We start from the raw sequence: 26153 nt of genomic DNA, 5'->3' as shown, positions 1-26153 counted from the left end.
TTGGACTTCCCAACCGTTTTAATGATGTTCCAAATCTAATAGTTGCCAGTCCAGAGCGTTTAGCAAAGCTCTATCGTGCGTCACGACAATAATGGCACCCGGATAAGCTTGTATGAGTCTTCTAAACTCTTCTTGAGATGTCGGAGACAAATGCCGAGTCGGTTCATCTAGCAAAATAATCTGGTTTTTCTCTAAGACCATTTTCGCAAGACAAAGTTTGGCCTTTTGTCCGCCAGAAAGCTCACCGACAGCATGCTGAATTTCCTGTCTCGTGAACTGGAGGCTAGCCAACAGGCTTCTAGCCGCCTCTTCGCTCACTCGCTCTGTTAATACCTCTAAGGCGGACGTCTGTTCTGGCAAGATTTGATGGTAGTCCTGCGGCATATAGCCCACTGAAAGATGTTCTCGCTCAATCAGTTCATCTCTAATAGTCATCAGCAATCTTGTCTTACCGACACCATTTTTTCCGATAATAGCAAGCCTATCCTGCCCTCGTAAGCTCAAACTAAGGCATTGCCCTGTCAATAAAGGCTTGTGTTCCCAGAACAAGAGTTTTTTTTGTTTTGGAAGAGGGGTAACGTCAGAAAAGAAAAGGTTAATGCTATCCGTGTCCTCAGGAAAATCTATAAATTCTTGACTTTCTCGGTCAAATCGCTTCGCCTGAGATTTCAACGACTTCATCTTCTTAGCTAAAAGACGCCCAGCGACATCATTTTTAGTCTGACGCAGCTGATGCTCAACACGTTGTTGCAGTTGTTGGTTTTTCATGAGGCGTTTGGCAGACTCATCTCGCTGTTTGGTGGCAACCTGAAGCTGTTTTGTTAGGGCTTCGCTACGCTCTTTTTTATAGTTATCATAGGTCCCCTTATAAAGTGTCCAGCGAGCCTCACGGCGTTTTTTTACTAATTCTAAATGAAGAATGTGACTGGCTGCTCTGGCTAATAATTCTTCATCATGAGAGATAAAGATAACTGTCTTATCTGTTTGTCGAATAAAATCTTCTAACCAAATCAAGGTTGCCAAGTCCAAGTCTCCACTTGGTTCATCAAGCACCAACAGATCAGGATTCCCAACTAATATCTTGAGAAGTTGTAACTTGATTTTTTCACCGCCAGATAAGCTAGACAGGCTCTCCTGCTTTTCCTCGAAACGCTCTATCGGTAAATCAAAACGTTCCACATACTTCCAAAAAAGAGCAAAATCAAATTGTTCAATAGCCATATCGGCATAAATAAAATCTGTCACTGTCTGGTTTAGCAACTGTTCAGGCAACCTCTGCGGAAGATAGCCGATACGGTTAAAGTGACTGCTGATATGCCCTGTCACATCAGCATAAGACTCAGTGAGATGAGAGGCAAGTATTGCTTGAATTAAGGTTGATTTACCCGTCCCCTCCTCACCGATAATAGCTAGTTTGTCACCAGGATTGACAACTAAGGATAGGTTTTCAACAATAACTTGTAAATCTTTTTTATGGGTAATAGTAACATCTTTCAGTTGTAACATCGTTCCTCCTTTGGTGTGTCTCAACATAAAATTCCCTACTTATCCAGTAGGGAATACGTCAAAAATCATGCCAAAAGAGGCACTCTATGGACGCACAAACAAGCCTAGTCAAACTAGGAAAACCTACCAGATAACACTTATCAGTAGACTTACTTGTTCACGTCCTCTTACCTCCGTCTAGTATTAACAATAGTCTAGCAGATTAAATAAGTCCTGTCAAACAAAATCCTATCTGAAAATAATCTCCCCTATTTTACCACAAGCTGAATCGTTGACTGTCGCTTGCCATCAGGTTAGCTGTCCTAATAAGCAATATTCCTCACATAGCATACTCTTCCTTTTGACTCAAGCAGAAAAAACAGCATTCATGATACCTGTCCATTCATCCGTTTTAATAGTTCTTTTCGACCCTGTGTTCTCTCAGTAGTTTAACTTTTATTAGCTAAACAAGCCTTTTTTAGTGTATAATAGGTTTAATCATTATAAGGAGGCTAGGAGATGTCCATTTTATGACCATTTTTTCTCAACTTCCCCATTCAGTCTTACAATTATTTGCCATTTTTTTATCAATCATTATTGAAGCTCTGCCATTTGTCTTTTTAGGCGCTATTTTGTCTGGTTTTATCGATGTCTTTGTCACCCCTGACCGTCTTCAATCTTGGTTGCCAAAAAACAAAGTGCTTAGCATTATCTTTGGTACCTTTATCGGTTTTGTTTTTCCATCGTGTGAGTGTGGTATTGTGCCGATTGTTGGTCGTTTTCTCAAAAAAAAGGTCCCTAGTTACACTGCTATTCCCTTTATGGCGACAGCTCCTGTTATTAACCCCATCGTCTTATTTGCAACGTACTCGGCTTTCGGGCATTCTTTTAGGATCATGTTCTTGCGTTTCTTGGGCTCAAGTCTGGTCGCTATTGTTTTGGGGCTTTTACTTGGCTTTGTTCTTGAACCTGATATTCTAGACAAGCAAGCAGAAATCCCCCACCTACACCACTATAGTCAGCTAAGTGTCGCACAAAAAGTATTTGCCGCACTGGCACATGCTATTGACGAGATTTTCGATGTCGGTCGTTACTTGGTTTTTGGAGCCTTATTGGCCGCAAGCATGCAAATCTATATCCCTACTCGGTTATTCTTTGCTATTGATAATCATCCGCTGATAGCGATTCTCTTGATGATGCTGCTAGCTTTTGTCATGTCGCTCTGTTCAGAAGCAGATGCCTTTATTGGGGCTTCCTTGATGTCAAATTTTGGACTTCCTCCTGTTATTGCATTTTTACTTTTTGGACCAATCATCGATATAAAAAATCTCTTACTCATGTTTCGGGTCTTCAAAAAGCGCTTCATTGGGCAATTTATCGGTGTTTCTGGGGGAGTTGTCTTAATCTACTGTCTTATCTTGGAGGTCATTGGATGAAACGTTTTATTATTCTAGCAGGTTACTGTGAGTTGGGGATGTACCTTTACTGGACTGGTAAACTGGATCAATACATCAATACCCGCTACACTTATCTCGCCTTTTTGTCAATGGGAATTTCCTTCATTTTAGCTGTGGTGCAACTCATAATATGGGTTAAACAGTTAGATAAGCATCAGCATAAACAGCTGGGCTGGGGAAGTCTGCTGACTTTAGCTATTCCTTTACTTATTGGTTTTTTCATTCCAACAGTCACTCTTGATGCCACTACCGTCGCTAGCAAAGGCTATCAGTTCCCCTTGGCGGCAGAAGTTGATGCGGATAGCCAATTGCAAAGCGCTGATGGTACAGATATTCAGTATTTAAAGCCAGATACTAGCTTATTTTTTACAAAAAAGAATTACGAGCTCCAGATGGCAAAGAGCCTCTCGCGCTACCAGCAGAGAAACCATATTACGATTACCAATGACAATTACATGGAAGTCATGGAGCTAATTTACCTTTTCCCAGATCACTTTATGGGGAAAACAATCAGTTACTCAGGTTTTGTCTACAAGGACCCCGAAGCCGAAGGGCAGCAGTATCTCTTTCGGTTTGGCATTATTCACTGCATCGCTGATTCGGGTGTTTATGGTCTCTTGACAAAAGGCAATGAAATGAGTTATGATGATAATACTTGGATACAAGTGAGTGGTCAGCTAACTAAAGCTTACAATCAAAGATTAGATTTTTACCTGCCCGCCTTAGATATCACAGAAAGCTCTGCCATATCACCACCAGAAAATCCTTATGTTTACCGACAGTTTTACTAGATTAAAGGAGAAATGATGTTTAATAATCCATACAAAACCATGATTTATGTGGCAGATGTTGAAGCCGAAAAAAATTTTTGGAGTAAGATGGGATTTATCATTGTCAAAGAAGATATCATCTTAGAGTTTCCGACATTTGAAATGAAAATCTCACCGGATAGCCAAACTAGTTTTGTGGTCTATTCTACAGCTTTCATTGAACAGTATTCGCCAGAGTTGCTTGGTAATCAGCCTAATTTGCTCTTTTTCACTCATAACATCGAGATGGTTTACCAACTTGTCAAAACGATTAGTCCAGCGGTGAGTGACTTAAACGAACTACCTTATAAAAACTTTAGTTTCGAGTCACCAAACAGGCAATTTTATACTGTTCGCGAAGAAGAAAGCTATTAAATTTTTCTATTTACCAATAAACAAGGCAACTATTGTGTTGTAAAAAGTTACTATCTAATATCAAAAATCAGGGAAATAATATTTCTCTGATTTTTATTTATTTTACCCTTCAAATCCTTCTGCGACTGCTTCTGGAAATTCAGCTTCGATGATAGCGGCACAGTGGTCACAGATGGTGGCACCGTAGGCACGCTCTTTGGTCGTTTCATCAATGCGGCGGCAACGCTGACAGACCTCACCTGCAGCACGCTCGACACTAAAGTTGTTTTCAGTAGCTTCTACAAGGGTTAGCTTGGAGACGATAAGAAGCTGGGCTAGATCACAGTTGAGGGCTTCCAGCGCTGCTTTTTCACTGGCTGTCACTTGAGCCGTAAGGTGGGCTTCTAGCGATTTACCGATGATTTTCTCATTGCGGGCTTCTTCCAAGGCTTTTTGGGCTCTGGTGCGGAAGTCCATAAAGTCGGTCCACGCTGCTAAAATAGCGGCGCTATTGTCATATTCAACCGCCTCTGGCAGGTCGGTCAGCTGAACAAAGTCTGCGGTCTCGTGCTCCAGATAAGACCAGATTTCCTCTGCGGTGTGCGGTAAAATTGGGGTCAAGAGCTGGGTCAGCTTCACCAAGATATCGTAGAAGACTGTCTGCATCTGGCGACGCGCTGTGCTATTTTCCGCTTCGATATAGACCACATCCTTGGCAAAATCCAGATAGAAAGCGGACAATTCAACCGTGATGAAGTTGACCACGCTCTTATAGATGGTCATAAAATCATAGCTGTCATAGGCCGCACGGACAGTTGCCACAAGCGCATTAAAGGCTACGGTCATGTACTGGTCAACGCTACGAAGGTCATCAAAGGCGACTGTATCTGTCGCAGGATTGAAATCGCTGGTATTAGCCAGTAGGAAACGCAAGGTATTGCGGATTTTACGGTAGGTTTCAGACACCTGACCGAGGATGTCCATCGATACCCGCACGTCGTTTGAGGTATCAACCGAAGTCACCCAGAGGCGGAGAATCTCAGCCCCGTATTGCTTAGCGACATCGTTTGGCGAGATAATATTGCCCTTGGACTTGGACATTTTCTCGCCCTTACCATCAAGGACAAAACCTTGAGAGAGAATGCTCTTGTACGGCGCATGCCCATTGACAGCGACAGAAGTGATTAGAGACGAGTTGAACCAACCACGGTACTGGTCTGAGCCTTCAAGGTAAAGATCCGCTGGATAGGCAAGGTTGTCACGGGCATTCATCACCCCATTCCAAGAGCTACCAGAGTCAAACCAGACGTCCATGATGTCGGTTTCCTTGGTAAACTCCCCGTTTGGTGAGCCTGGGTGGCTAAAGCCTGCTGGCAGGAGGTCTTTGGCATCACGCTTCCACCAGATAATCGAACCTTCTTTTTCAAAGAGGTCTGCCACGTGGTCAGTGACTTCCTTGCTCAGGATTGGTGAGCCATCTTCGGCGTAGAAAATCGGTAGCGGGACACCCCAAGCTCGTTGACGGGAGATCACCCAATCCCCACGGTCACGGATCATGTTGTAAAGGCGGGTTTTACCCCAACTTGGGTTGAAGGTCGTTTTCTCGATATTATCCAGGATGTCCTGACGGAATTTAGACACAGAAGCAAACCACTGCGGTACTGCCCGCCAGATAATCGGCTTCTTGGTCCGCCAGTCAAATGGGTAAGAGTGGTTGATGACTTCCTTGGCAAGAAGCAAATCACCCAACTTCTCCACAACCGCCGGCACGACCTTGTCATAAAACTGCCCCTCAAAATCAGGACCCGCCAGCTCATTCATCAGCCCACGCTCGTCAACCGTCACATAGACCTCAAGACCGTACTTGACACCGACATTGTAGTCATCCTCACCAAAGCTCGGTGCCGTATGGACGACACCTGTACCAGACTCGGTCGTCACATGGTCACCCAGAATCACCAGCTCATCCACTTGGGCATCCCACGGGTGCTCGGTCACGATATACTCCAGCTCTGCTCCCTTATGCTGTTGTATAATAGCAAAGCTGTCCCAGCCAAACTTGTCTGCCAGTTTGTCAACCAAGGCTTCAGCAAGGAGGTACTTTTTAGAAGAAGCTTCTGGCTGTACCACCACATAGTCCATGTCCGGTCCGACAGTCAAGCCACGAGAGGCTGTGATGGTAAATGGGGTCGTTGTCCAGACCACGATGTAGGTATCCGTATCCAGCACGCCTTTGCCGTCCTTGACCTTATTGGCATAATAGAGCGAGGTCGAGTCGAGGTCGTGGTATTCAATCTCTGCCTCTGCCAGAGCAGACTCAGATGACCATGACCAATAGACAGGCTTAGCACCACGGTAAATATAGCCCTTGTCCGCCATCGCACCAAAGACACGGAGCTGAGTGGCTTCAAAGTCTGGTGTCAAAGTGATATAAGGATTGTCCCAGTCTGCAGATACGCCCAGACGCTTGAAATCCTCTCGTTGTTTGTCCACCTGCGACAGGGCATAGTCACGACACATTTCGAGATAAGTAGCAAGATCTAACTCCTTGCGTTTAACGCCTTGTTTGGACAAGACCTGCTCAATCGGCAGACCATGCGTGTCCCAACCTGGAACATACGGAGCAGAAAAACCTGACATGGACTTGCTACGAACGATGATGTCCTTGGAAATCTTATTGAGAGCATGGCCAACGTGGATATTCCCGTTAGCATAGGGAGGACCATCATGGAGATGGAAGGCAGGTTTTCCTGCATTTAACTCCTGACGGCGTTGGTAGATCTTGGCTTCTTCCCAAGCTTTTTGCCATTCAGGCTCTTTTGTCGGCAACCCAGCCCGCATAGGAAAGGCTGTTTGACCGAGGTTAAGGGTTTCTTTTAATTTCATAATGTTCTCACTTTCTGTTGCTTTACACGATTGTCGATGAGCCCTAAAGGGCAATCCGACTAGGAGATAGTTTGGTTGTGGTCAGCTATATCAGTGGTTTAGCCTTGGTAGGCAAGCCTCTCAATACTTCTTAACTCACGAATGAAGTCTGAAATTTAGCATTCTCAGAAACAGACTTCCAGACTAGTTTACTTACCATCTCGGACTACTTTAGAAACTATCAAAAAGAAAAAAAGCCTTCATCTCAAAGGACGAAAGCTCGTGGTACCACCTTTTTTCAGACAGGTCAAAAGACTCTGTCCCTTATGTAGCTAGTAAGGTTAGCCAAACCTTCTGACCTACTCACATTCAGTCAAAATGCTATAAAATGATGGACCAATCATCAGTGATAGCAGGGCTCGCACCGTCCCCTGCTCGCTTGGCATATCATGATTGGTTCGTGTTTTTATGTCGCTTAAATATTCAGTTTGAAGGTTTGAGTGTCACCAGAGACAGTTCCATCAGGAACTGGTCCTTGCTGTTCTAACTGAGCGTTAGCTTCTGCAATACGGCGCTGTAGCTCTGCCATTTCTTCTGGAGAAAACTGGCGTGTCGCATCAATGGAGGCAGTGTCATCTATTTCAGGGACATGCTCACCAAGTACTTTTTCTACCACTTCCTTGAAGGCTGCATCAGAGTTTTGCAGATAAACCACTGTCGGTTGCAACAGCTCCTGCCACTCAGGAGCATTGACCAGTCCCAGCTGTGCTTCTACTGTAGCTTGTAGACGTTGATGGAAAATGCGCGTCTGGCGTTTTAGATCTTCTGTCTCAACAGCCACTCGCTTGGCGTCATCTGAAGCATCTCTAAGCAGTTGGTTCGCTTTTACTTTAGCTTCTTCAATCATCTGCTTGGCATCATGAGTAGCTTTGTTCAGGATGTTATCCGCTTCTGTACGCGCAGACAATTTTACCTTTTCAGATGTTTCTTGGGCCAGTATAACCGACTGGGTCAGAGATTCTTTCATATCCCCAAAGTAGGCTAATTTTTCTTCCAAATCACGGATACGCTGTTCCTGCTCCCGATTAAGGCGAACTAGGGTTTCATAATCATCGATGACAATGTCTAAAAATTCATTGACCTCATCTCGATGATAACCGCGAAATTCATTTCGAAATGTTTTATCTTTAATATCAAGTGCTGTTAACACATGTTCCTCCTTAACTGTTTACTATTTTGGCAATCATGACTTTATGTTTACCACTTTTGCTGATACCAATATGCTCTGTCAAGTGATAGCGACCAGAACCACGAATACTCAATAAATCTCCAATAGCAATCTCTTGCGTGACTTTTAAGCTCTCCCGATGATTAACCTTAACTTTACCACTGGTAATCATCACCTGCGCTTGTTGACGGGACTGACCAGTCAAGAGAGCCACCAGTTTATCCAAGCGCAAACTAGAAACTAGATAAAGAGTTGTTGCAGTTTTTTCTTCAGACCTTATCAGCTGTTCAAAGTCAATTTGGCGTAATTGCACACCTGTTCTTGCCATCTTTCTTGTCTCTCGAACAGCATAATCAGCCATCTGCTGGTCTAGGACAACTTGAGCATAACCCTTTGCAACGATGATGTCGCCAATCACCTGACGCTTCAATCCTAAACCGTTTAGCAGAGAGCCCAGTATTTGGGAATGGCTGAGCTGGGCAAATTTGCCATGATAGGAAATCTCGACTAGAGCCATCTCAAAATCCGTCAACTCCAACTGGTAATAATCCGGCGCTAAAATAAAGCGTGCCTGCTCCAGAGGATAATAGTCCTGGCTAGAATAATACCTGACCCCAGCTTGTCTTAAAATACTGTGAGCAATCTCTTGCTGTCTAGGGTCAAGAAACCCCGTTAGCTGATGACAGTAATAGGTCTCTAAGCGATCGACTAAGTCCAGTATCTTCTCGACAGTCTCATATTCGCTAGGATTAAAATGTTGATAAAGTTGCTTTGCCATTTAATATAAAAACGAAGATAAGAAACTAGAGGCAAGCTCAATCAACAATAGGGCAAGAAAAACGGTAAAGTCTAATCCACCAAACTGCAAGTTGAACCGACGAAGCGGTGCTAAAACCGGATCGACAAGAAAGCGAACAAAACGTCCCACTGCGCTGTCATACAAGCTTGGAAGCCATGATAAAAGTGCATACGCAATGAATAATTTAGAGTAAAGAGACAAGGTCAAGAGTAGAAATCGAATCACTAGCCCCATCGTTATCGCCTCTTCATGTCGTAATCGTAGTTAACTTCTTGTATCCCTTGATGTGATGATAGAACATTTTCCATGGTAACAACAACATTTTCAGGAGTGAGCAAAAACATGGTTGCCCCAACCCTCTGCAAGGTACCATTAGCAACGACACAAGCACCTGTCAAGAAGTCAATACAACGACGCGCTTGCGCATCGTCCTGCATATACTCAAAATCAACAAGCAGACATTGCCCCTGTGTGAAGGCATCTGCAATCGCAGATGCATCTTCATAGCGCAAGGGGTGCTTGATAGCGATTTGAGTTTGACCTGGCTTAATCGTCTGTTCTTTTGGACGAATAATCGGCTGGCTCGGTTTACTTGTAGGTGCCTGTGGTCGCTCTGGTAAGCGAGGACCTACTAGTCGCTCTCTACCTTCACGTCCAGCATCGTCAACTGAACGAGAATTTGCTGATGCTGATGGATACTGACGAGTCGGCTTTGTCGTTGGTGCTTTCGGGCGATTTGAACTCACGTTTTCTTGTTTTTCTGGCAAATTAACCTCCTGCCTTGGTTGAATATCAGGTTCCACTACATCAACATCTGTTTCAGTGTCACTGACATCATCGGTATCAAAATAAGAGATAATTTTGCTAAATCTATCGCGAAATGCCATAGGTTTCTCCTTTACTCAAAGAATAAAGAGCCAATACGGACAAAACTAGCACCTTCTTGAATAGCGATGGCAAAATCACCACTCATTCCCATGCTTAATTCAGTCAATGGCATATTCTTTAATTGTTTGTCTTGTAATTGGTCTCTCAGCTGTCGTGTCGCTGCAAAAATCTGATGGAGTTGGTTAGGGCTGGCTTCAAAAGGCGCCATGGTCATCAAACCAACAACCTCAATTTTATCCAGCTCTGCGATTGTCGGCAAGGCCTCTAAAACCTCCTGAGGCGTAAAACCGTGCTTACTCTCTTCACCTGAGATATTAACCTGAAGAAAGCATTTCACCACTTTCGAGGCCCGCTTTTGAATCTCTTGAGCCAAGGTTAGGCTATCAAGGGCATGAAAATAATCAATGTAATCAATCACATCTTTAACTTTACGACGTTGAAGACTACCGATAAAATGCCATGTGAGGTCTGGATGATGTATCTGCTGGTATTTATCAAGAAACTTATCAACACGATTTTCACCCAAATGGCGAACGCCCGTGTTGATAAGATCTTGTGTGGTTTCTACATCCATATACTTGCTCACAGCCACGACTGTGACGTGATCAGCTCGACCAGCTCGCTCCATAGCGGAGCGGACAGCTCGATTGACCTGTTCTGTTTGTAGCCGTGTCATGTTTAGCGATTTCTGAAGAATGGTGGAGTCTCTAGCTCGTCATCCCCATCAAAGCGGTCTGAAAAAGTTGAAACAGACAATTGACTGTCCAATTGACCTTCTTTTGGACGAGCGATATTGTCACGCTTCAAGTCCCAGTTACCAAAAGGTGATTCTTCTGGACTATGCTGCCCTTGTTGTCTTGATGAGCTAAAGGTTTCTGTTGTTTCACGATTAGTAGGCAAATCAAAAGTTGAACGTTCTGTACGATTAACTTGTTCACCTGTGTAGTTGGCACCTGGTTGTTGAGCTACAGGACGAGCTCCAAATGTCCGTGGTCCACGATTAAAACCCGCCACTTGGTTCACCTTGTCTTTGCGAACACCTGTCGCTACAACAGTCACACGGATTTCATCGCGCATGCTCTCATCAATCGACGTGCCCAACCAGATGTTTACACCGTTGCCAGCTGCTTGACCAACGATTTCAGAAGCTTCTTCTGCTTCTGTCAAGGTCATGTCAAGACCACCGGTCACGTTGACGATAACATCCTCTGAACCATCAATTGTTGTCTCAAGAAGCGGAGAGTAAATTGCCTTGCGAGCTGCCTCGACAATGCGCTCTTCCCCAGTACCGATACCGATACCCATGAGGGCATTCCCTTTATTTGCCATGACTGTTTTAACGTCGGCAAAGTCAAGGTTAATGAGGCCTGGACTGGTAATGAGGTCAGTGATCCCTTGCACACCTTGGCGAAGAACATTGTCTGCTTCACTAAGCGCTTCTAAGAGCGGTGTCTTCTTGTCCACGATTTCAAGCAAGTTATTGTTTGAAATAATCAACAAAGTGTCAACTTGTTCACGCAGTTCTTCAATCCCTTGAATGGCAAAGGTGCTCCGCTTGTTGCCCTCAAATCCAAAGGGACGTGTCACAACCGCAACAGTCAAAGCTCCCAAGCTCTTTGCAATACGTGCGATAACTGGTGCAGCACCTGTACCTGAGCCACCGCCCATGCCAGCTGTGATAAAGACCATATCTGCACCTGCAAGGGCATCTGTCAAAACTTCTTCACTTTCTTCAGCCGCTTTGCGACCTACTTCAGGCTGACCGCCTGCACCCAAACCACGGGTCAATTTTGGCCCAAGTTGAATAACCGTTTCAGCCTTAGACGAGCTGAGTGCTTGAATATCAGTATTCGCTGCAATAAACTCCACGCCTGCTACACCTTCATCAATCATACGGTTGATGGCATTGCCACCGCCACCACCAACACCGATAACTTTAATCACTGCACCTTGAACAGATGCCGCATCAAATGAAAATACCATAATTCACCTCGTTTACTGCTTTTAATCAAATAGATGGAGATTGTCAAAAAGTCCTCTGAAACGGTCCCCTAGTTTTTTCTTAGGTGCCGCCGTTTCTTCCGTTGCTGAATAGTCAGACCGTGCACTGTCTTGTTCGGCAACAGCAGGCTCTATCGGCAAGATTTTGCTTGCTAAACGTTCCACTGTTGAGGGTGAAGTCGTCACCTCAATTGGTTTACGTCTCAGCAACTCTTCACCTGATACGGCCGCCTGAGCAATGATATCAACATCACTCATCTGACCAACTGTCTCAACCAAGCTGATAACCGTTGAAAATATCGGATTGCGAACACCAACCTGATGTGGGATATGAAGCTTCACAGGAACACCGAAAATTTGTTGAGCTAAGTCAGACACACCTGGTAAAATAGCACCACCGCCTGTCACAACTATCCCACCAGGCATGTCAAGTAAACGCGCCTGATTAAGCGTCTGATAAACGCGGTCTAAAATATGACGAATGCGGGCAACAATAATCTCAGCCAAATAGTGTTCTGTGACCTCAAGCGGTTGTGATGAACCGACAACATCAACCTGTACAACATCTGTTTGACTAGCCGTTTCTAAATCAGCACTGCCAAAGTTAAATTTCAAGGTTTCAGCTGTCTGAATAGACGTTTTCAGAACTTTGGAAATATCCTTTGTCACATAGTCGCCTCCCTCATGGAAGACTTCATTATGCTGCAATTGTTGATTTTTTATGACAGAAATGGTTGTCTGTCCAGCCCCCATATCGATAACAGTTGCACCGAATTCGCGTTCGCCTTCGTTCAAAATCGCACCGGTCAAGGCTAAAGAAGAAATTACCGTGTGTTCAAGTTTCAGACCAGCACGTTCGATGGCCTTGCGTAGGTTATGAAGAACTGTTGACGGTCCTGTGTAAAGTGTCCCTCTCATCTCAAGACGAATTCCCATCATCCCACGAGGGTCACGAATCCCTTTGAAACCATCAATCGTAAACTCCTCTGGAATCAATGAGATAACCTCACGTTCAGGGGCGACATTTTTCATTAAAGCAGATTTGATAACATTCTCAACATCTTCATCTCTGATTTCTTTGCTGCTACCTGCGATGGGAATCATGCCCTGCGTTGGCTCCATCTGAATCTGTTGAGCAGGAAGGGCAACACTGACCTTATCAATCGATACGCCTGCTTTTTCTTCAGCTTGCTCAATCGCCTCACGCACGCTTGCTGCTGCTGCTTCAATATCAATCACGATACCATCTTTAACACCTGCACTTGGAACATTACTAGCCCCAATCACATTCATCTGACCATTAACGAACTCTGCAACGAGTACCTTAATCGAGCTGGTTCCTATATCTAATCCTGTAAAAAAGCCATTTCTAGCCATTAACTCGACCTCTCCGTTTCAACACTTTAATAAAAGACTTTATTTATATAGTCTTATTCTAGCTTATTATACCACAAAAAAACACAAAATGTCATCATTTTGTGTCAGTCTTTCGGAAAAAAAGCCCTTGTCATGAATTTTTAATATTAGAGCTTGGCCAGACCTGCTAAAACCATCTGGGCAGAACGTTTTCCCGCCTCGATGATAAAGGTATCAAAGCTGATATTGGCCTCATGATCTGCTGTATCACTCATGGCACGCACCACAAGCACTGGTAAATCAAGGCTATGAGCTGCCTGGGCGATAGCAGCCCCTTCCATCTCCACTGCCAAAACCTGCGGAAAATGTGCTTTAATCTCTTGGATGATGGCTGAGCTAGCAATAAAGCTATCTCCTGTCGCAATCAGACCAACCCTGCTTGTCAAATCCTGCTCCGCTATGGCCTCTGAAAAAGCCGACCGCAAACGCTCGTCCGTGTCGAAATAAAGGGGTTGCCCAGACATCTGACCGTAGGCATAACCAAAAGCAGTCAAATCGACATCGTGGTAGACCAGCTGGTCAGCCAAAACAACGTCACCGACCGCAAGACCTTGGGCAACAGCACCGGCTGAGCCAGTATTGATGACGGCAGTCACCCCAAAATGGTCTGCCAAAGCAGCGACTGACATGGCTGACATGACCTTGCCGACGCCAGATTGCACCAGAACGACAGATTGACCAGAGAGGCGACCTGTGTGGTAGGTGCGTCCAAGAACCGTCTCGTCTAAGCGATTATCCAGATGCAACAACAACTCAGCCAGCTCTTGTGGCATGGCTGCAATAATTCCAATGGTCATCATTTTCTCCTATAACTTGAACATGGCGTAAATTAGTGCGAGTATCAGCAAAATCACAACCACAAGCAGGCGATTGAGTTTGGCACGAACAAGTCCTCGCTTGGTGTTTTCAATCCGCCGGCTTTTGTAAATCTGACCAGTTGCCCGATCAGCTGATACCTCTGTGTGCTTGTCCCAGTTCGCTTCTTTTTGCGCCTCTGCAATCATGTCATCGGTCAACAGTGGCTTACCCATGACGACCTCCCTGTGTTAAGGCATAATGCTGAAGAGCAATGATGGTCTTGGCATCGACAATCTGACCAGACCGCACCATCTCCATGCACTCATCATAGGTCAACTCCAAGAGATCAATGGTCTCGTCCGCATCTTTTGGACGGGGATTGTCTACCTTGACCAAATCCGTCGCCAGATACAGGGTCAGCTTTTCATTGCAAAAGCCGATCGCTGAGTAAAAGGCATAGAGATAGTCCAGCTGACCGGTATAGCCTGTCTCTTCTTCCAGCTCGCGCAGGGCTGCCGCTGCTTCGCTACCCGCCTCACCGACTTCCAGCTTACCTGCTGGGATTTCGTAGCTAATGCTCTCTATCGCCTTGCGATACTGCTTGACGAGGATGATTTTCTCCTCTGGCGTCACCGCAAGCACACAGACTGCACCCTTATGGAAAATCAGCTCCCGCTTGGTCTGACCCAGCCCGTTTGGCAGTTCGACATCATCAACCGCTACAGTAAAGATATGACCTTCAAAAATGGTCTCCCGATGGAGAGTTTTTTCTTCAAATTCCATGCTGTCTCCTATTGGTTGAGAAATGGCAGAGCTTATTTGCTGGTTGGGTGATGGGGTAGGCGTTTGGCGTAGCCATCTTTATTTTCCTGACGAGCCCGTCCGATAGCAACTGTGTCTGTACCCACATCCTTGGTAATGGTGGATCCAGCCGCTGTCAGGGCATTGTCTTCGATCGTCAAGGGAGCAATCAAGGTCGAATTGCTGCCGATAAAGACGTTATTGCCAATCACCGTCTTAAATTTATGCTTGCCATCGTAGTTGACCGTGATAGTGCCTGCACCGAAATTGACATCTGACCCAACCTCTGCATTGCCAATATAGGTCAGGTGGCCTGCTTTGCTATTTTCTCCGATAGACGATCCCTTAACCTCGACGAAGTTGCCGATATGAACGCCTGTCGCAAGACTAGAATCTGGGCGAATGTGGGCATAAGGGCCGACGGTGACATAATCTGCGATGACCGCATGCTCAATGTCAGAATTGCTAATCACTACATCGGCACCAATCTGGCTGTCCACCACCCGTGTGCCATTGGTCAATACTGCCCGCTCACCGATGGTGGTCTGTCCCTTGAGAACGACATTGGCCTCGATAACCGCTTCTGCTCCAATCGTGACATCAATATCAATATAGGTCGCATCAGGTTGGGTGAAGGTTACGCCATTCACCATGTGGGAGGCGTTGATGCGTTTGCGCATGACTTGTTCCGCTGTCGCCAGAGCAATGCGGTCATTGACCCCTAGGCTCTCATCAAAGTCCCGCAAGACATAAGCGCCGACCTTCTCACCTGCCTGACGGAAGATAGAAATCACATCGGTCAGGTAGTACTCGCCTTGAGCGTTATCTGTATTGAGCTCCTTCAGGGCTTCAAAGAGGCGTTTATTGTCAAAGAGATAGGTTCCTGTGTTGATTTCCTTGATTTGCTTCTCGAAGTCGTTGGCGTCTTTTTGCTCGACAATCTTGAGGACTTCGCCGTCGGTATTGCGGATAATCCGTCCGTATCCAAAAGGATTGTCCGCTTGAGCAGTCAAAATCGTTGCGACGTTTTTGTGGCTGATGTGGAAATTGATGAGATTTTGCAGGCTCTCTCCTGTAATCAAGGGGGTATCTCCTGCAATGACCAAGGTATGCCCTTCCAGTCCTGCCAAGGCAGGATCTGCCATCATGACCGCATGCCCTGTCCCTAACTGCTCGCTTTGCAGGGCAAAGTCAGACTGCCCAGCCAAGACTGCTTCGACCAGCTCTGCCTTGTGACCGACAATGGTCTGAATCTTTGCAGGCTGGATGGCTGATACCGCACGAAAAACATGCTCCAACATGGAAATCCCTGCCACCTTGTGCAAGACCTTGGGCAAATCAGACTTCATGCGGGTTCCTTTACCCGCTGCGAGGATAATAGCGTAATTTGACATGTGTGTTTCTCAATTCTGTATAAAATTAGAGAGTGAAAGTGAAACAGAAATCGGTAGTTCGCAAGAATTCGATTTCGTCGTCCCACCTCCGCATAGCTCAAACGGTCAGGAAAATGACTGTTTGAGGTTGGAAATTTGGGAAAGACATTTCCCTCATTCGTTAGGGCTGTAAAAACTGATAAAATCAGCGTATTAGAGCCCGCTAGCAGTGGTTCATTGGCGCTAAAGCGCCTAATGAACTGTGCAGGGGCAACTCTAAAACTGGCAAAGCCAGTGAGAGTTACTCCCAACCACTGCGTTTTGTTTAGTTGGTTATAATAAAAAATGCAGAAACTAGGACTTTTGCCCCAGCCTCTTGCATTATACCATAAAATAGTGAAAGTGTTAAGCTAGATACCAATCCCGATACCGTAAAGGTGAAGATTGCCTTGTACCTGATCCATGTGAAAGGCATCGTAGGCTCGCCAAGCTTGCCTAGCAGGTTCAGTCAGCTCTGCCGCCCCTAGCCCAACTGAAACCGAAAAACTCTTATGAAAACGCTCAAGAGCAATCAGAACCTTATTGTCTGCTGTTTTGCTTTTTCGAACAATAGCTAGTACCTCATCCAGCAATTCGCGCATACGACGGTCATCGTAAGAATTTGGTGCCGTTGTTGCAAACTGACTTTGTAGGTCTTCCAAGAGGCGCAAGGCGTCTCGAATCACTTGTGTATCTACCATGATAAACACCTCTTTCATTAATTGATGGCTTTATCATACGCCTTTGTGATTGAAAGGTAAAGCAAAAAGAGGTAAAGAATGACTAACCGTTCGCACTTGTCGCCATCTCCAAGACTGCCATCACAGCTCGGCTATGATCGAGGGAAGACTTAGCTACAGTGGTATCCCCTGTGCGAATCATCTCTTCAAAAGCCACAAACTCGGCATACATGCGATGATGAGGGCTGTTTTGGTCACTGGTCTGGCTATCCTGCCCATTGAGGGTTAGGGTAACTGATGGCATGGCGTTGGTTGCCCCATTTACCATCAGCGATCCCTTATCACCTTGGATGGTGGAGCTGATGACCGCTGAGCTATCTTTTGACCCGATACAGACTGCCTTGAACTGCCCGTAATTCATGGTCAAAATACCTGACGTGTCCACGCCCCGCTCCATATTTGGCAGATAGGTGGCTGACAGGGGCTTGCCAAAAAGCCCCACGACCAGATGAATGTTGTAGATATTTAAGTCACGAAGAGCCCCGCCACCCATCTCTGGGTTGAAAGCTGGAGCAATTTCCCCTCGCTTAAAGGCATCATAGCGGGAGCTATACTGAGAGTAGTTGCAGGTCACGATTTTGATGTCCCCCAGCTGGGCAAGCCGCTCTTTCATGTACTGGAAATTCCCCAGATACTGGTTGGTAATGGCTTCTAGCAAAAAGAGCTTGCGCTGCTCAGCTATGGCCACCAAATCCTCCAACTCGTGCGCACGCAGGGTAAAAGGCTTCTCGCAGATGACGTGCTTGCTTGCCAGAAGTGCCTGACGGGCATAGTCGTAGTGGGTGTGATTGGGCGTGCCGATGTAGATGGTGTCAATGGCAGAGCTGGTCAGGAGGTCTTGGTAGTCGCTGGTCGCAAGCGGTATCCCATACTGGCCAGCCAGCTCCTGAGCAGTCGCCAAACTGCGTGGCGTGGACAAAATCCCCCCAAGCTCAATGCCCTCAATCGTCGTTAAAACAGGTAAGACCTCCTTAACAATCATGCCTGTGCCGAGTAATCCTAGTTTCATCATTTCTCCTCTTTAATTTGTTATCATTTAGTGATTTTTGCCACTCGTCGTGCCATGATGATGGTCAGCACAATGCGAAGTAGCAATTGTGCAATCAACAGCCACATGAACAGGGGCGTTGAAGCTGCTGTTTTGTTAAAAACAATATAGTCCCATAGCCCATGATCCACTGCACACCAAGCAATTTTTTGCGTAAACAAGTAGAGGTGGGCATAGTAAAATCCAAGTACAGTCGTCATAATGACTTGGGCAACGACTGCCTTAATATCGCTACCGGCAAAAATGTTGATGGCATGGAAGGCACCAAATGCTAGTGCCGAATAAATAATAGCTTTTCGAGTTGGAAACTGTTTTAGAAAATAAGGCAAAAGCACTCTTCTGAAGAGAAATTCCTCGCCGAAACCAACTAATAACGTTCCAACAAGAGGCAATAAAACAGCGACGTTAAATTGAGATTGCCCCAGCCACACAAGAATCAAGGTCACCACTAGCGGTAAAAAACCACTCAAAAAATAATGGCGCTGAGGAGAGATGTCGTTCGGCAAAGTCAATCTTTCGTGATGCTTCCAAACATACCAACTCGTCATAGCAACCAATACTAGCAAGAACGGAATCTCAGCTACAATAAACCCACTATCCTGATAGGAAATTCTTTTGATGTGGAGATTGTAGATAAAACTCAATAACATGACAGCAACATAAGCTGTTGCTAAGCTATATACACTTTTTTTATCAGACATCAGCGTCTCCTTTTTGTTTTATTTTTCTAATACTAATCTATCAAAAATAAAGCAAAAAGTCTACCCATCAAAAAAGTCTGATAAGGTTTCTTTAAGGTTGGGTAGTGGCCTTGGAGCGAAGACCTAAGATGAACTTTAGAGAGTTACGCGACTTTAGACCGCATTTTATCCCATCTTTACTATCCCAAATAAAGACACGGGAGCCAATCCAAAAACGAAGGTAAATAGACTGAGGTGCTATGGGTCTGACCCAGCCTTTTACCTCGTACTCTGTACCATCGCTTGCCTCAAATTCTGTCCTCATGAACCAACGGTTGCCAAAGCCAATTTCAAGATATTTTGTCATTTCAATCCCCAATTCCCAGCAAATCGAACACTTCATAGCCCAACTCACTCTAACCTTGCCTCTTCAGACTATGGAGAGACAAAAACTCGCTAGCATTAATGTACAGCTATTTGAAACAGCACAGCTCTAAAACAGGTAACACAGTTCAGATAGTCAGAAAGAAGTTTTGGAGCCATTCGAAACAGCACAGCTCTAAAACACGAGACAAAAAGCCCTGCTCCTCCATTCGGTTTTGGAGCCATTCGAAACAGCACAGCTCTAAAACACTCTTCCAACAAACTCTTCACCCAGATAAGTTTTGGAGCCATTCGAAACAGCACAGCTCTAAAACTAATGGTATCTCTGTCAAGTTGCCCAAAGGTTTTGGAGCCATTCGAAACAGCACAGCTCTAAAACATAAATGACGTAAACTTTCTTCCCACGGCGGTTTTGGAGCCATTCGAAACAGCACAGCTCTAAAACACGAGACAAAAAGCCCTGCTCCTCCATTCGGTTTTGGAGCCATTCGAAACAGCACAGCTCTAAAACAGCAGTTCAGCCGCCTTGATACGGTCCTTGGTTTTGGAGCCATTCGAAACAGCACAGCTCTAAAACGACATTGTTTCGGTGTTTTTTAGCAGGTTCGTTTTGGAGCCATTCGAAACAGCACAGCTCTAAAACGACGACAATAGATTATATTTACTATCACTTGTTTTGGAGCCATTCGAAACAGCACAGCTCTAAAACCTCAGCCTGCATGGTAAGCTGTTTTTGAATGTTTTGGAGCCATTCGAAACAGCACAGCTCTAAAACTTTCTCCTGGAGTATATAGGCAAACTCCCAGTTTTGGAGCCATTCGAAACAGCACAGCTCTAAAACTATGGACGCAGTTTCTCAACTCAACCGATTGTTTTGGAGCCATTCGAAACAGCACAGCTCTAAAACTACTAGGTAGGTCAATATCTGTATCTGCTAGTTTTGGAGCCATTCGAAACAGCACAGCTCTAAAACACGCTTGCCGTCAGCCTCAAATAAAGCCATGTTTTGGAGCCATTCGAAACAGCACAGCTCTAAAACTTCTTTCTGACTATCTGAACCTTGTCTCCTGTTTTGGAGCCATTCGAAACAGCACAGCTCTAAAACTTATGCTCTGCATAGAGTTCTGGCTGATTTGTTTTGGAGCCATTCGAAACAGCACAGCTCTAAAACCTCGTAGACAATCTTTTTCCTTCAAGATTTCGTCATCGAACTGCTCGTCTCAGCCAGACTTCAGTTTCGTCCGGCTCCTTTATAAATACTATTATACCATATTTTCTGTAATTAAAAAGCAATCCTTAGCATTATTTCAACCCCCAGCCGCCGTCAATGCGTATAATCTCTCCCTGCATGGATTGGGCTTTGCCAGAGGCGAGAAAGAGGGTCAGCTCTGCGATTTCCAGAGGCTGGGTATAGCGACCGATAGGGGTTTGATCTGCGACCCAGCTAGCTAGACCTCCCGGTTCAAAGTCTGCCTGCGTCATGGCTGTCTGCACCGCTCCTGGGGCAATGCCAAAGACCTGAACCCCATCCCGAGCGTAGTCAAGAGCCAGCTGTTTGGTAAAGCCTGCAAGGGCGTGTTTGCTAGCCGTGTAAGCAGAACCACCCCCCCCTGCTAGAAAACTCGCAATGGAACACATGGTGATGATGATCCCTGACTGACTCGCCACCATCTGAGGCAGATAGAGACTGACCAACCGTGTCACACTGAAAACATTGGTCGCAAAAATCCGCGCCATGTCCGCCTCCGTCGTCTCCAGATGAGGCTTATAATCGTCTAAGACCCCCGCTGTCAGGCACAACACATCTGGACAGGGACAAAAATCCACAACTCCTGCCACATCACCTGTCAGATCCAGCCGCAAAAAATGAAAGTCTCCCTGCAAGTCAGGAGCAAGAACACAGTCCACCCCATAAACTGTCCAGCCATTTTCTAAAAATAGCTGAGCTTGAGCCAGACCGATGCCTGAGGAGACACCTGTTACGAGGACTGTTTTAGTCATGGACTTCCACCCAATCTGTCGCCAGCACATCGCACGGCGTCGGGCTCCACATGGAGAAGCCCTCTCCCTCACCCGTCACATGGATGAGAAAGTAGGGCGTTGCTTCCAGCTTTTGCCCATTGACCTCAATGGTGTCAAAGAGCTGGACATAATTTTCAGCCCCACCCCAGCCTGTACGAACGTATTTCTTCTTGGCCTTTAGCCCCGGTAAAATCTCTTCAAATGTCATGATTGTCTCCTTTATCGTCTGTAATCGTTGATTTAATAGGCTTTTCAATTAGCCTATGAGTTCTAAAATATAAATTTGTTCACCTTTTTGTGGACTTATAAAGAATTTATGGCTTTTTCGTAATAGGAAACAACCTCTTTTTCTTTGTCTTTTGATAGGTGTCCGTAAATATCCATAGTCATAGCTAAAGTAGCATGACCTAGACGATATTGTAATTCTTTATAGCTGATACCAGCATTGAGCAATAAACTAGCGTGAGTGTGTCGGAAAGCGTGAAAGGTAAATCTAGGGATAGCAATTTCAGCACACCGCCTGTCCAGACTGTCCTGTCTAGTCGCCATGTTTTGGTATTCTTTCGTAGCGGTCGCAAACACCACAGCAGAAACACGCGCCCCAGTCTCTATAAATAATTGTCGTTGCCTATTCTTGTAAAGGCGTAGCAGATTGATTGTTTTCTTGTCTATGCTTATGACCCTTACCCCTGCTTTACTTTTTGGCGTACCAATTAACTTTAATAACCTACTGTAATTCTTGGTTATGCTAATAGTACCGTTATCTAGGTCAATATCAGACCATTCTATGGCTACTACTTCCCCAAAACGGCAACCAGTAGCAAGTAAAACGCTGTATAAGACATAATCAAAGAAATGGCTAAATTTCTTATTGGCTAGCTTTTCCATGTAAGTCATTAACGCTTTTAAATCTTCTGGAGCTATGAACTTAATAGCCTTATTTTCCCTTTTTGGTACTTTAGGCAATATAACATCACGCGCAGGATTGAATGGCAATAACTGGAGAGATACCCCATATTGTAAGACACGCCTATTGATAGAGTGGACAACGCCATAATGTACCAACTCTCTAGATAAATCATTAATAAAACCTTGAATATAGCTAACAGATAGCTTATTTAATTTCAAAGCGCCAAAGACTGGTATTAAGTGATTATAGAGCATTCTCTTAGTTGCTATGAATGTCTGAGGCTTTACCGTAAGCTGGTAACTTTCTAGCCATAACTCAGCCAATTCTTGATAATTCTTTATTGGCACAACTTTAGTAACCGTGTAGCCATTAGAAATGAATTCATCTTGCGCGTGCTTTGCTTTTTGCTTAACCTCTTTTCTTGTCCTACCTGTTACGCTTGTTTTAGCTTTCTTACCCGTTACCTGGTCAGTACCTAAGTAAACATTAGCTCGGTACACGATAGTACCGTTTTTCTTTGTAATTGGTTTGATTTTCATGATAAAAACCTTTCTAAACATCAGCAGGCAAGCCGTTATTAAAAAGATTTTGAGTTATTAGGTTTATATCATGCTGAGGCTTACGAGAAAGCCCCTATTTTCGTTTATTTGGGGTAGATAGTCTATTTATATTGATTGAGGTTAAAACGCTATACAAAGCATTTGAGCGCCTTTATGAAATGGTAAGGGTGAGATAATTTTGTATCACGCGCAATTTACTAAAAAATACTAATTTGCTGAAACACATTGAAAGGCGTATTTACAAAACTAGACAAAACTAGACATTTTTTAAGGTGTAGCACGCAGAAAACTTGAAAGAAAACCTAGAAAAACCTATCTTTCAGATTTTGAAATGTTGGAAAATGTGAGCATAAAACCCTATATAGGCGCGTGGGTTAATCTTTATTTTCAATATCAATCATTTTTTGAATTTCTTCATCATTCACTTTGTAAACTCGAGTACCTTCACCAATCCACCAATCTAATGATTTTAAAAATCCATATTCTTCTTTACTAACTTTTCCATATTGATTTTCGAACCAATCAGAATAATTAGATTGAATTTTTGAAATTATTTCACGCTTAATTTTTTTGAATAATTCTCCCTTATCATAAGGTCCAATATATTTTTTTAGAAAACCAATACTATCATCGTCAATATCTATGCTAACAGTAAAAGAATTATAATCCAAATCATAAAAGTAAGCTGAGATATACCAGATACTATAATTATCTCCCATAGGGGTATTCATAAAATTAACTTCTAGCCCAAAATCACAACTAACTTCAATATCTATATTATCAGCTTGATGCTGATAAAAATCTAAGCTCTCTATTTGAGAACTGTTCGGTTTTTCATCTAATTCAAATGATTTTAGAGAAACTTTTATATCTTTATTTTCGTACATACTTTCTACTTCATAATCATAGGGTAAAAAGTCAAAAAAATCCTTGGGCTCTATTTTTAACGCCAAACAAATTTTATTTAATGTTATGTAATCTATTTTTGTACTACTGTTATTAACAATTTTAGACAAGGCTGCTGGAGTTATCCCAGTTTTAACCGATAGCCATGCAGCTGTTTTTTCTTTTGTCTTCAAGATATTTGCTAAATTATTTTTTATCACAACCATCCCTCCTTTATATTCATTTTACAATTATCTTCCAGAATACTCAACAAAAAATTATCGCGAAGAATAATTTTTTTGTTGACAATTTATTTTTTATTGGATATTATTATTTTGTGCGATAATTATTTCATAGAATAATTAAAAGAGGGGTTGACGATATGAATAATAATTTTCGTGTCATATTGGCAAAACAACGTAAAAAAGTTAGTGACGTTCACGAGGCAACAGGTATATCAAAAAGCGAACTTATCTCACTATACTATGAGCGTACTAAGCGCCCGGATATTGAAACCTTACAAAAGGTATCTGATTATCTAGGTGTAACTATTGATGAACTGCTGACAGTAGAAAACTAGGAGGCACAGAATGAACATTGTTTACATGGACGGCAAGAAAGAGCCGTATACAACAAGCGATATAATCGCTGAATGCGCAGAGGTACAACACCACACCATCACGCGCTTAATTAGAGAGCATAGAGTAGATTTTGAGGCTTTGGGAATACTTGGATTTGAAATCCATAAATTAGACACTAGAGGACAGCCTAAAAAATCCTATATTTTGAATGAGCAACAGGCTACTTTGCTGATAACCTATCTCAAAAATACAGAACCCGTTAGAAAGTTCAAGAAGAACCTAGTCAAAGCATTCTTTGAACTACGTCAAGAGGTGGCAGAATTTCGCTATCAGAGAGCTTTAGAGAAGCCTAAGCGCAAGACTTTACACGATAGCATAGAAACATGGGAACAAGCACCAAAACACGCGCACCCAACCGTTAACAACTTACTACTAAAAGGCGCTAGCGGATTGAATAAAAAGCAACTTATGGCACAACGTGGCGGACATAATGGCATTGATAGCTTAACAAGTGCTGAGCTAGTCAGATACCAAGCATTAGAAGACATGGCTATTGCTATGATTAACCTAGGCATGAGTTACCAAGATATAAAAACAATGGTATTCAGACAGAAAACGGAGGTATCACAATAGGCGTACTAACAGCACTACTACACCTTTTACTATGGGCATTTACCACAGATAGCCCAGAAGATGATTAAAAAAACGCACCTTGTGGGCGCGTGAGAGCAACAAAAAAGGCTTTGATAGCGACCAAACTTCCAAGCCTTTTCACACAATTAAACTAAATCCAATAACAGCAGGCAAGCCGTTATTAAAGGGATTTTAGTAATTTATTGATACCTAGATTATACCATGATTTAGGTATCTTGACCATACGGAGAGACATAACTCTTAAAAATGACAGACGCAAGAAACCAATTTGAAAAGAACCTATTACAGCCTATGCTTACAAGTTGGGCGACCGAGAGCATGAGGCAATTACCCAGAAAATATGATAACGAGGTATCAAAATATGGCATTAAGCACACGAAACATCAAGCAACAAGGCAACCAAATCGCTGAGTTGCTCCCACGTATTGAAATTATCCAACAACTAGGCAATGCTTTATTACTTGCTGATAATTCTGGAGCAGATAACACAATTTTACATCATCAAATGAAACAAACATTTAGCGTTATTTTTGAAATGACTGAACAGCTATATAAAGACTTAGATTTAATCGCTTGTAAGTTGATAAATTGTGATGATGATAAAGAATTGGAGGTTATTAGACAATATGAACGATAAGATTTTAAGTAACTATGAATTGCTATGTACAAAGCTAGAAAATGTTATCAGCACTTTAGAGATAGCTATTAGTGATATTAACCCAGCTAAAGCAATATCCCTTGTGACAGTAGCAACCAATGGGCTAAAGTATCTTGTTTCAGAACACACAGAATTATCAGATAAATTTTTCAAGGAGTATGGCAATGAATTTAAACGACATGACACAACAAGAATTTGATGAACTTCTAGCAGAGGTAAAAGAAAATACTCCTAATCTATTTCAATTTATCAAGGATTTTGTAGATAAAAAAGTGACACACGAAGAAGTTAGTGTTTATTTATCTATGACCTCTGACCAGCAACAAAACTATATTGACAACTATCAAGCGAGATAAGACATGCAAAATGAACTAAATCTAACACCAACACAAAGTATTATCTTGATTGTCGTATGTTTGGTTATTCTCGTCTTGTTATGGCGTTATGAGAGCTATATAGAGCTTGATATTAGCCCACAAACTGATAAGGCAGAGGAAAACACCACAGACCACGTAAAAGAGCGCTACGATGCTTACCTATGGCTTGCAGGTAAGAGATTTAACTAGGAGGCATTTCATGATTTACACAATAGATTGAAAAGGCACCCCTTTTCTGTACAATTTTTATAAAGTGTTTTTGTTAAGCGATAACTCGCTTAACCATAGGTGTTTGGTAATCGAGACTACCGTGAATGCGATGATGGTTCCACCAGTGGACA

30 protein-coding genes and 1 CRISPR repeat array are annotated in these 26153 nt (G+C 43.6%); of the genes, 9 read left to right on the top strand and 21 right to left on the bottom strand.

Features of this window, described 5'->3' with window-relative positions; translation table 11 throughout:
- Positions 1–18: 18 nt before the first annotated feature.
- A complete protein-coding gene (locus ACERC5_RS05155; RefSeq protein ID WP_373658757.1) occupies positions 19–1506 on the bottom strand; it encodes an ATP-binding cassette domain-containing protein in 1488 nt (495 codons plus the stop codon).
- A 509-nt stretch (positions 1507–2015) separates the two neighbouring features.
- Between ACERC5_RS05155 and ACERC5_RS05150 the strand changes: the two genes are divergently transcribed.
- The 3 genes from ACERC5_RS05150 to ACERC5_RS05140 are packed head-to-tail and all read left to right on the top strand — an operon-like array spanning position 2016 to position 4126.
- Positions 2016–2921 carry a permease gene (locus tag ACERC5_RS05150; RefSeq protein ID WP_373658758.1) on the top strand — a complete coding sequence of 302 codons (906 nt, stop codon included), beginning with the start codon at positions 2016–2018 and terminating at the stop codon, positions 2919–2921.
- Positions 2918–3733, top strand: a complete 816-nt coding sequence (locus ACERC5_RS05145) for a TIGR03943 family protein (RefSeq protein ID WP_373660320.1) — start codon at positions 2918–2920, stop codon at positions 3731–3733. Before ACERC5_RS05150 ends, ACERC5_RS05145 begins: the two co-directional genes overlap by 4 nt.
- 15 nt (positions 3734–3748) lie before the next feature.
- On the top strand, positions 3749–4126 hold the full coding sequence (locus tag ACERC5_RS05140) for a glyoxalase (protein WP_373658760.1): 378 nt from the start codon (positions 3749–3751) through the stop codon (positions 4124–4126).
- 102 nt (positions 4127–4228) lie between these two features.
- Here ACERC5_RS05140 and ileS read toward each other — a convergent pair whose 3' ends face one another.
- From ileS to ACERC5_RS05040, 20 genes are all read right to left on the bottom strand, one after another.
- Complete coding sequence (gene ileS / locus ACERC5_RS05135) at positions 4229–6991, bottom strand: isoleucine--tRNA ligase (protein WP_373658761.1); 2763 nt, start codon at positions 6989–6991, stop codon at positions 4229–4231.
- A gap of 454 nt (positions 6992–7445) precedes the next feature.
- A complete protein-coding gene (locus tag ACERC5_RS05130; protein WP_373658762.1) occupies positions 7446–8180 on the bottom strand; it encodes a DivIVA domain-containing protein in 735 nt (244 codons plus the stop codon).
- Positions 8181–8190: 10 nt separating this feature from the next.
- Positions 8191–8976, bottom strand: coding sequence for an RNA-binding protein (locus ACERC5_RS05125; protein WP_373658763.1), 786 nt, complete (start codon positions 8974–8976; stop codon positions 8191–8193).
- Positions 8977–9231, bottom strand: a complete 255-nt coding sequence (locus tag ACERC5_RS05120) for a YggT family protein (protein ID WP_018367443.1) — start codon at positions 9229–9231, stop codon at positions 8977–8979.
- A 2-nt stretch (positions 9232–9233) separates the two neighbouring features.
- The gene (gene sepF, locus ACERC5_RS05115) at positions 9234–9884 is read right to left on the bottom strand and encodes a cell division protein SepF (protein ID WP_373658764.1); all 651 of its coding nucleotides are present in this window, start codon (positions 9882–9884) and stop codon (positions 9234–9236) included.
- Positions 9885–9895: 11 nt separating this feature from the next.
- Positions 9896–10561: a YggS family pyridoxal phosphate-dependent enzyme gene (locus ACERC5_RS05110; protein WP_018367445.1), complete on the bottom strand. Its 666-nt coding sequence runs from the start codon at positions 10559–10561 to the stop codon at positions 9896–9898.
- A gap of 2 nt (positions 10562–10563) precedes the next feature.
- Positions 10564–11868 (bottom strand): cell division protein FtsZ, encoded by a 1305-nt coding sequence (gene ftsZ / locus ACERC5_RS05105; RefSeq protein WP_373658765.1) that lies wholly within the window; start codon positions 11866–11868, stop codon positions 10564–10566.
- A gap of 21 nt (positions 11869–11889) precedes the next feature.
- Positions 11890–13263, bottom strand: a complete 1374-nt coding sequence (gene ftsA / locus ACERC5_RS05100) for a cell division protein FtsA (protein ID WP_373660319.1) — start codon at positions 13261–13263, stop codon at positions 11890–11892.
- Between the two features lie 146 nt (positions 13264–13409).
- A complete protein-coding gene (locus tag ACERC5_RS05095; protein WP_373658767.1) occupies positions 13410–14099 on the bottom strand; it encodes a 5'-methylthioadenosine/adenosylhomocysteine nucleosidase in 690 nt (229 codons plus the stop codon).
- A 9-nt stretch (positions 14100–14108) separates the two neighbouring features.
- Positions 14109–14333: a cell wall synthase accessory phosphoprotein MacP gene (gene macP / locus ACERC5_RS05090; protein WP_018367449.1), complete on the bottom strand. Its 225-nt coding sequence runs from the start codon at positions 14331–14333 to the stop codon at positions 14109–14111.
- The gene (locus ACERC5_RS05085; RefSeq protein ID WP_373658768.1) at positions 14326–14883 is read right to left on the bottom strand and encodes an NUDIX hydrolase; all 558 of its coding nucleotides are present in this window, start codon (positions 14881–14883) and stop codon (positions 14326–14328) included. The genes macP and ACERC5_RS05085 overlap by 8 nt, the downstream gene beginning before the upstream one ends.
- 32 nt (positions 14884–14915) lie before the next feature.
- Complete coding sequence (gene glmU / locus ACERC5_RS05080; protein ID WP_373658769.1) at positions 14916–16295, bottom strand: bifunctional UDP-N-acetylglucosamine diphosphorylase/glucosamine-1-phosphate N-acetyltransferase GlmU; 1380 nt, start codon at positions 16293–16295, stop codon at positions 14916–14918.
- 389 nt (positions 16296–16684) lie between these two features.
- Entirely contained in the window at positions 16685–17014 is a 330-nt protein-coding gene (locus ACERC5_RS05075) for a hypothetical protein (RefSeq protein ID WP_373658770.1), read from the bottom strand.
- A gap of 82 nt (positions 17015–17096) precedes the next feature.
- Positions 17097–18062, bottom strand: a complete 966-nt coding sequence (locus ACERC5_RS05070; RefSeq protein WP_373658771.1) for a Gfo/Idh/MocA family protein — start codon at positions 18060–18062, stop codon at positions 17097–17099.
- A 23-nt stretch (positions 18063–18085) separates the two neighbouring features.
- Complete coding sequence (locus ACERC5_RS05065) at positions 18086–18802, bottom strand: CPBP family intramembrane glutamic endopeptidase (RefSeq protein WP_373658773.1); 717 nt, start codon at positions 18800–18802, stop codon at positions 18086–18088.
- Between the two features lie 91 nt (positions 18803–18893).
- Positions 18894–19148: a DUF3977 family protein gene (locus ACERC5_RS05060; protein WP_373658774.1), complete on the bottom strand. Its 255-nt coding sequence runs from the start codon at positions 19146–19148 to the stop codon at positions 18894–18896.
- A 97-nt stretch (positions 19149–19245) separates the two neighbouring features.
- A CRISPR array of direct repeats spans positions 19246–20336; the repeat unit is 36 nt; unit sequence GTTTTGGAGCCATTCGAAACAGCACAGCTCTAAAAC.
- A gap of 131 nt (positions 20337–20467) precedes the next feature.
- Positions 20468–21166 carry a 3-oxoacyl-ACP reductase gene (locus ACERC5_RS05055; RefSeq protein WP_373660317.1) on the bottom strand — a complete coding sequence of 233 codons (699 nt, stop codon included), beginning with the start codon at positions 21164–21166 and terminating at the stop codon, positions 20468–20470.
- Complete coding sequence (locus ACERC5_RS05050; protein ID WP_373658775.1) at positions 21159–21395, bottom strand: DUF2829 domain-containing protein; 237 nt, start codon at positions 21393–21395, stop codon at positions 21159–21161. The genes ACERC5_RS05055 and ACERC5_RS05050 overlap by 8 nt, the downstream gene beginning before the upstream one ends.
- A gap of 95 nt (positions 21396–21490) precedes the next feature.
- Positions 21491–22636, bottom strand: a complete 1146-nt coding sequence (locus ACERC5_RS05045; protein WP_373660316.1) for a tyrosine-type recombinase/integrase — start codon at positions 22634–22636, stop codon at positions 21491–21493.
- A 395-nt stretch (positions 22637–23031) separates the two neighbouring features.
- Positions 23032–23763: a helix-turn-helix domain-containing protein gene (locus ACERC5_RS05040; protein WP_373660315.1), complete on the bottom strand. Its 732-nt coding sequence runs from the start codon at positions 23761–23763 to the stop codon at positions 23032–23034.
- Positions 23764–23924: 161 nt separating this feature from the next.
- On the opposite strand from ACERC5_RS05040, the gene ACERC5_RS05035 reads away from it, so the two are divergent.
- The 6 genes from ACERC5_RS05035 to ACERC5_RS05010 all read left to right on the top strand — a co-directional run bounded on the left by ACERC5_RS05035 (position 23925) and on the right by ACERC5_RS05010 (position 26001).
- Positions 23925–24122: a helix-turn-helix domain-containing protein gene (locus tag ACERC5_RS05035; protein ID WP_373658778.1), complete on the top strand. Its 198-nt coding sequence runs from the start codon at positions 23925–23927 to the stop codon at positions 24120–24122.
- 10 nt (positions 24123–24132) lie between these two features.
- On the top strand, positions 24133–24756 hold the full coding sequence (locus tag ACERC5_RS05030) for a Rha family transcriptional regulator (protein ID WP_373658779.1): 624 nt from the start codon (positions 24133–24135) through the stop codon (positions 24754–24756).
- 382 nt (positions 24757–25138) lie between these two features.
- Positions 25139–25414, top strand: a complete 276-nt coding sequence (locus ACERC5_RS05025; RefSeq protein WP_373658781.1) for a hypothetical protein — start codon at positions 25139–25141, stop codon at positions 25412–25414.
- Complete coding sequence (locus tag ACERC5_RS05020) at positions 25404–25634, top strand: hypothetical protein (RefSeq protein WP_373658782.1); 231 nt, start codon at positions 25404–25406, stop codon at positions 25632–25634. Before ACERC5_RS05025 ends, ACERC5_RS05020 begins: the two co-directional genes overlap by 11 nt.
- Positions 25594–25791 (top strand): hypothetical protein, encoded by a 198-nt coding sequence (locus ACERC5_RS05015; protein WP_044758025.1) that lies wholly within the window; start codon positions 25594–25596, stop codon positions 25789–25791. Before ACERC5_RS05020 ends, ACERC5_RS05015 begins: the two co-directional genes overlap by 41 nt.
- A gap of 3 nt (positions 25792–25794) precedes the next feature.
- Entirely contained in the window at positions 25795–26001 is a 207-nt protein-coding gene (locus ACERC5_RS05010) for a hypothetical protein (protein ID WP_373658783.1), read from the top strand.
- Positions 26002–26153 lie beyond the last annotated feature (152 nt).

This window comes from Streptococcus sp. E24BD (genome assembly GCF_041807825.1).
Classification (GTDB): Bacteria; Bacillota; Bacilli; order Lactobacillales; family Streptococcaceae; genus Streptococcus; species Streptococcus entericus.
This window is presented reverse-complemented; position numbering and strand designations above follow the sequence as displayed.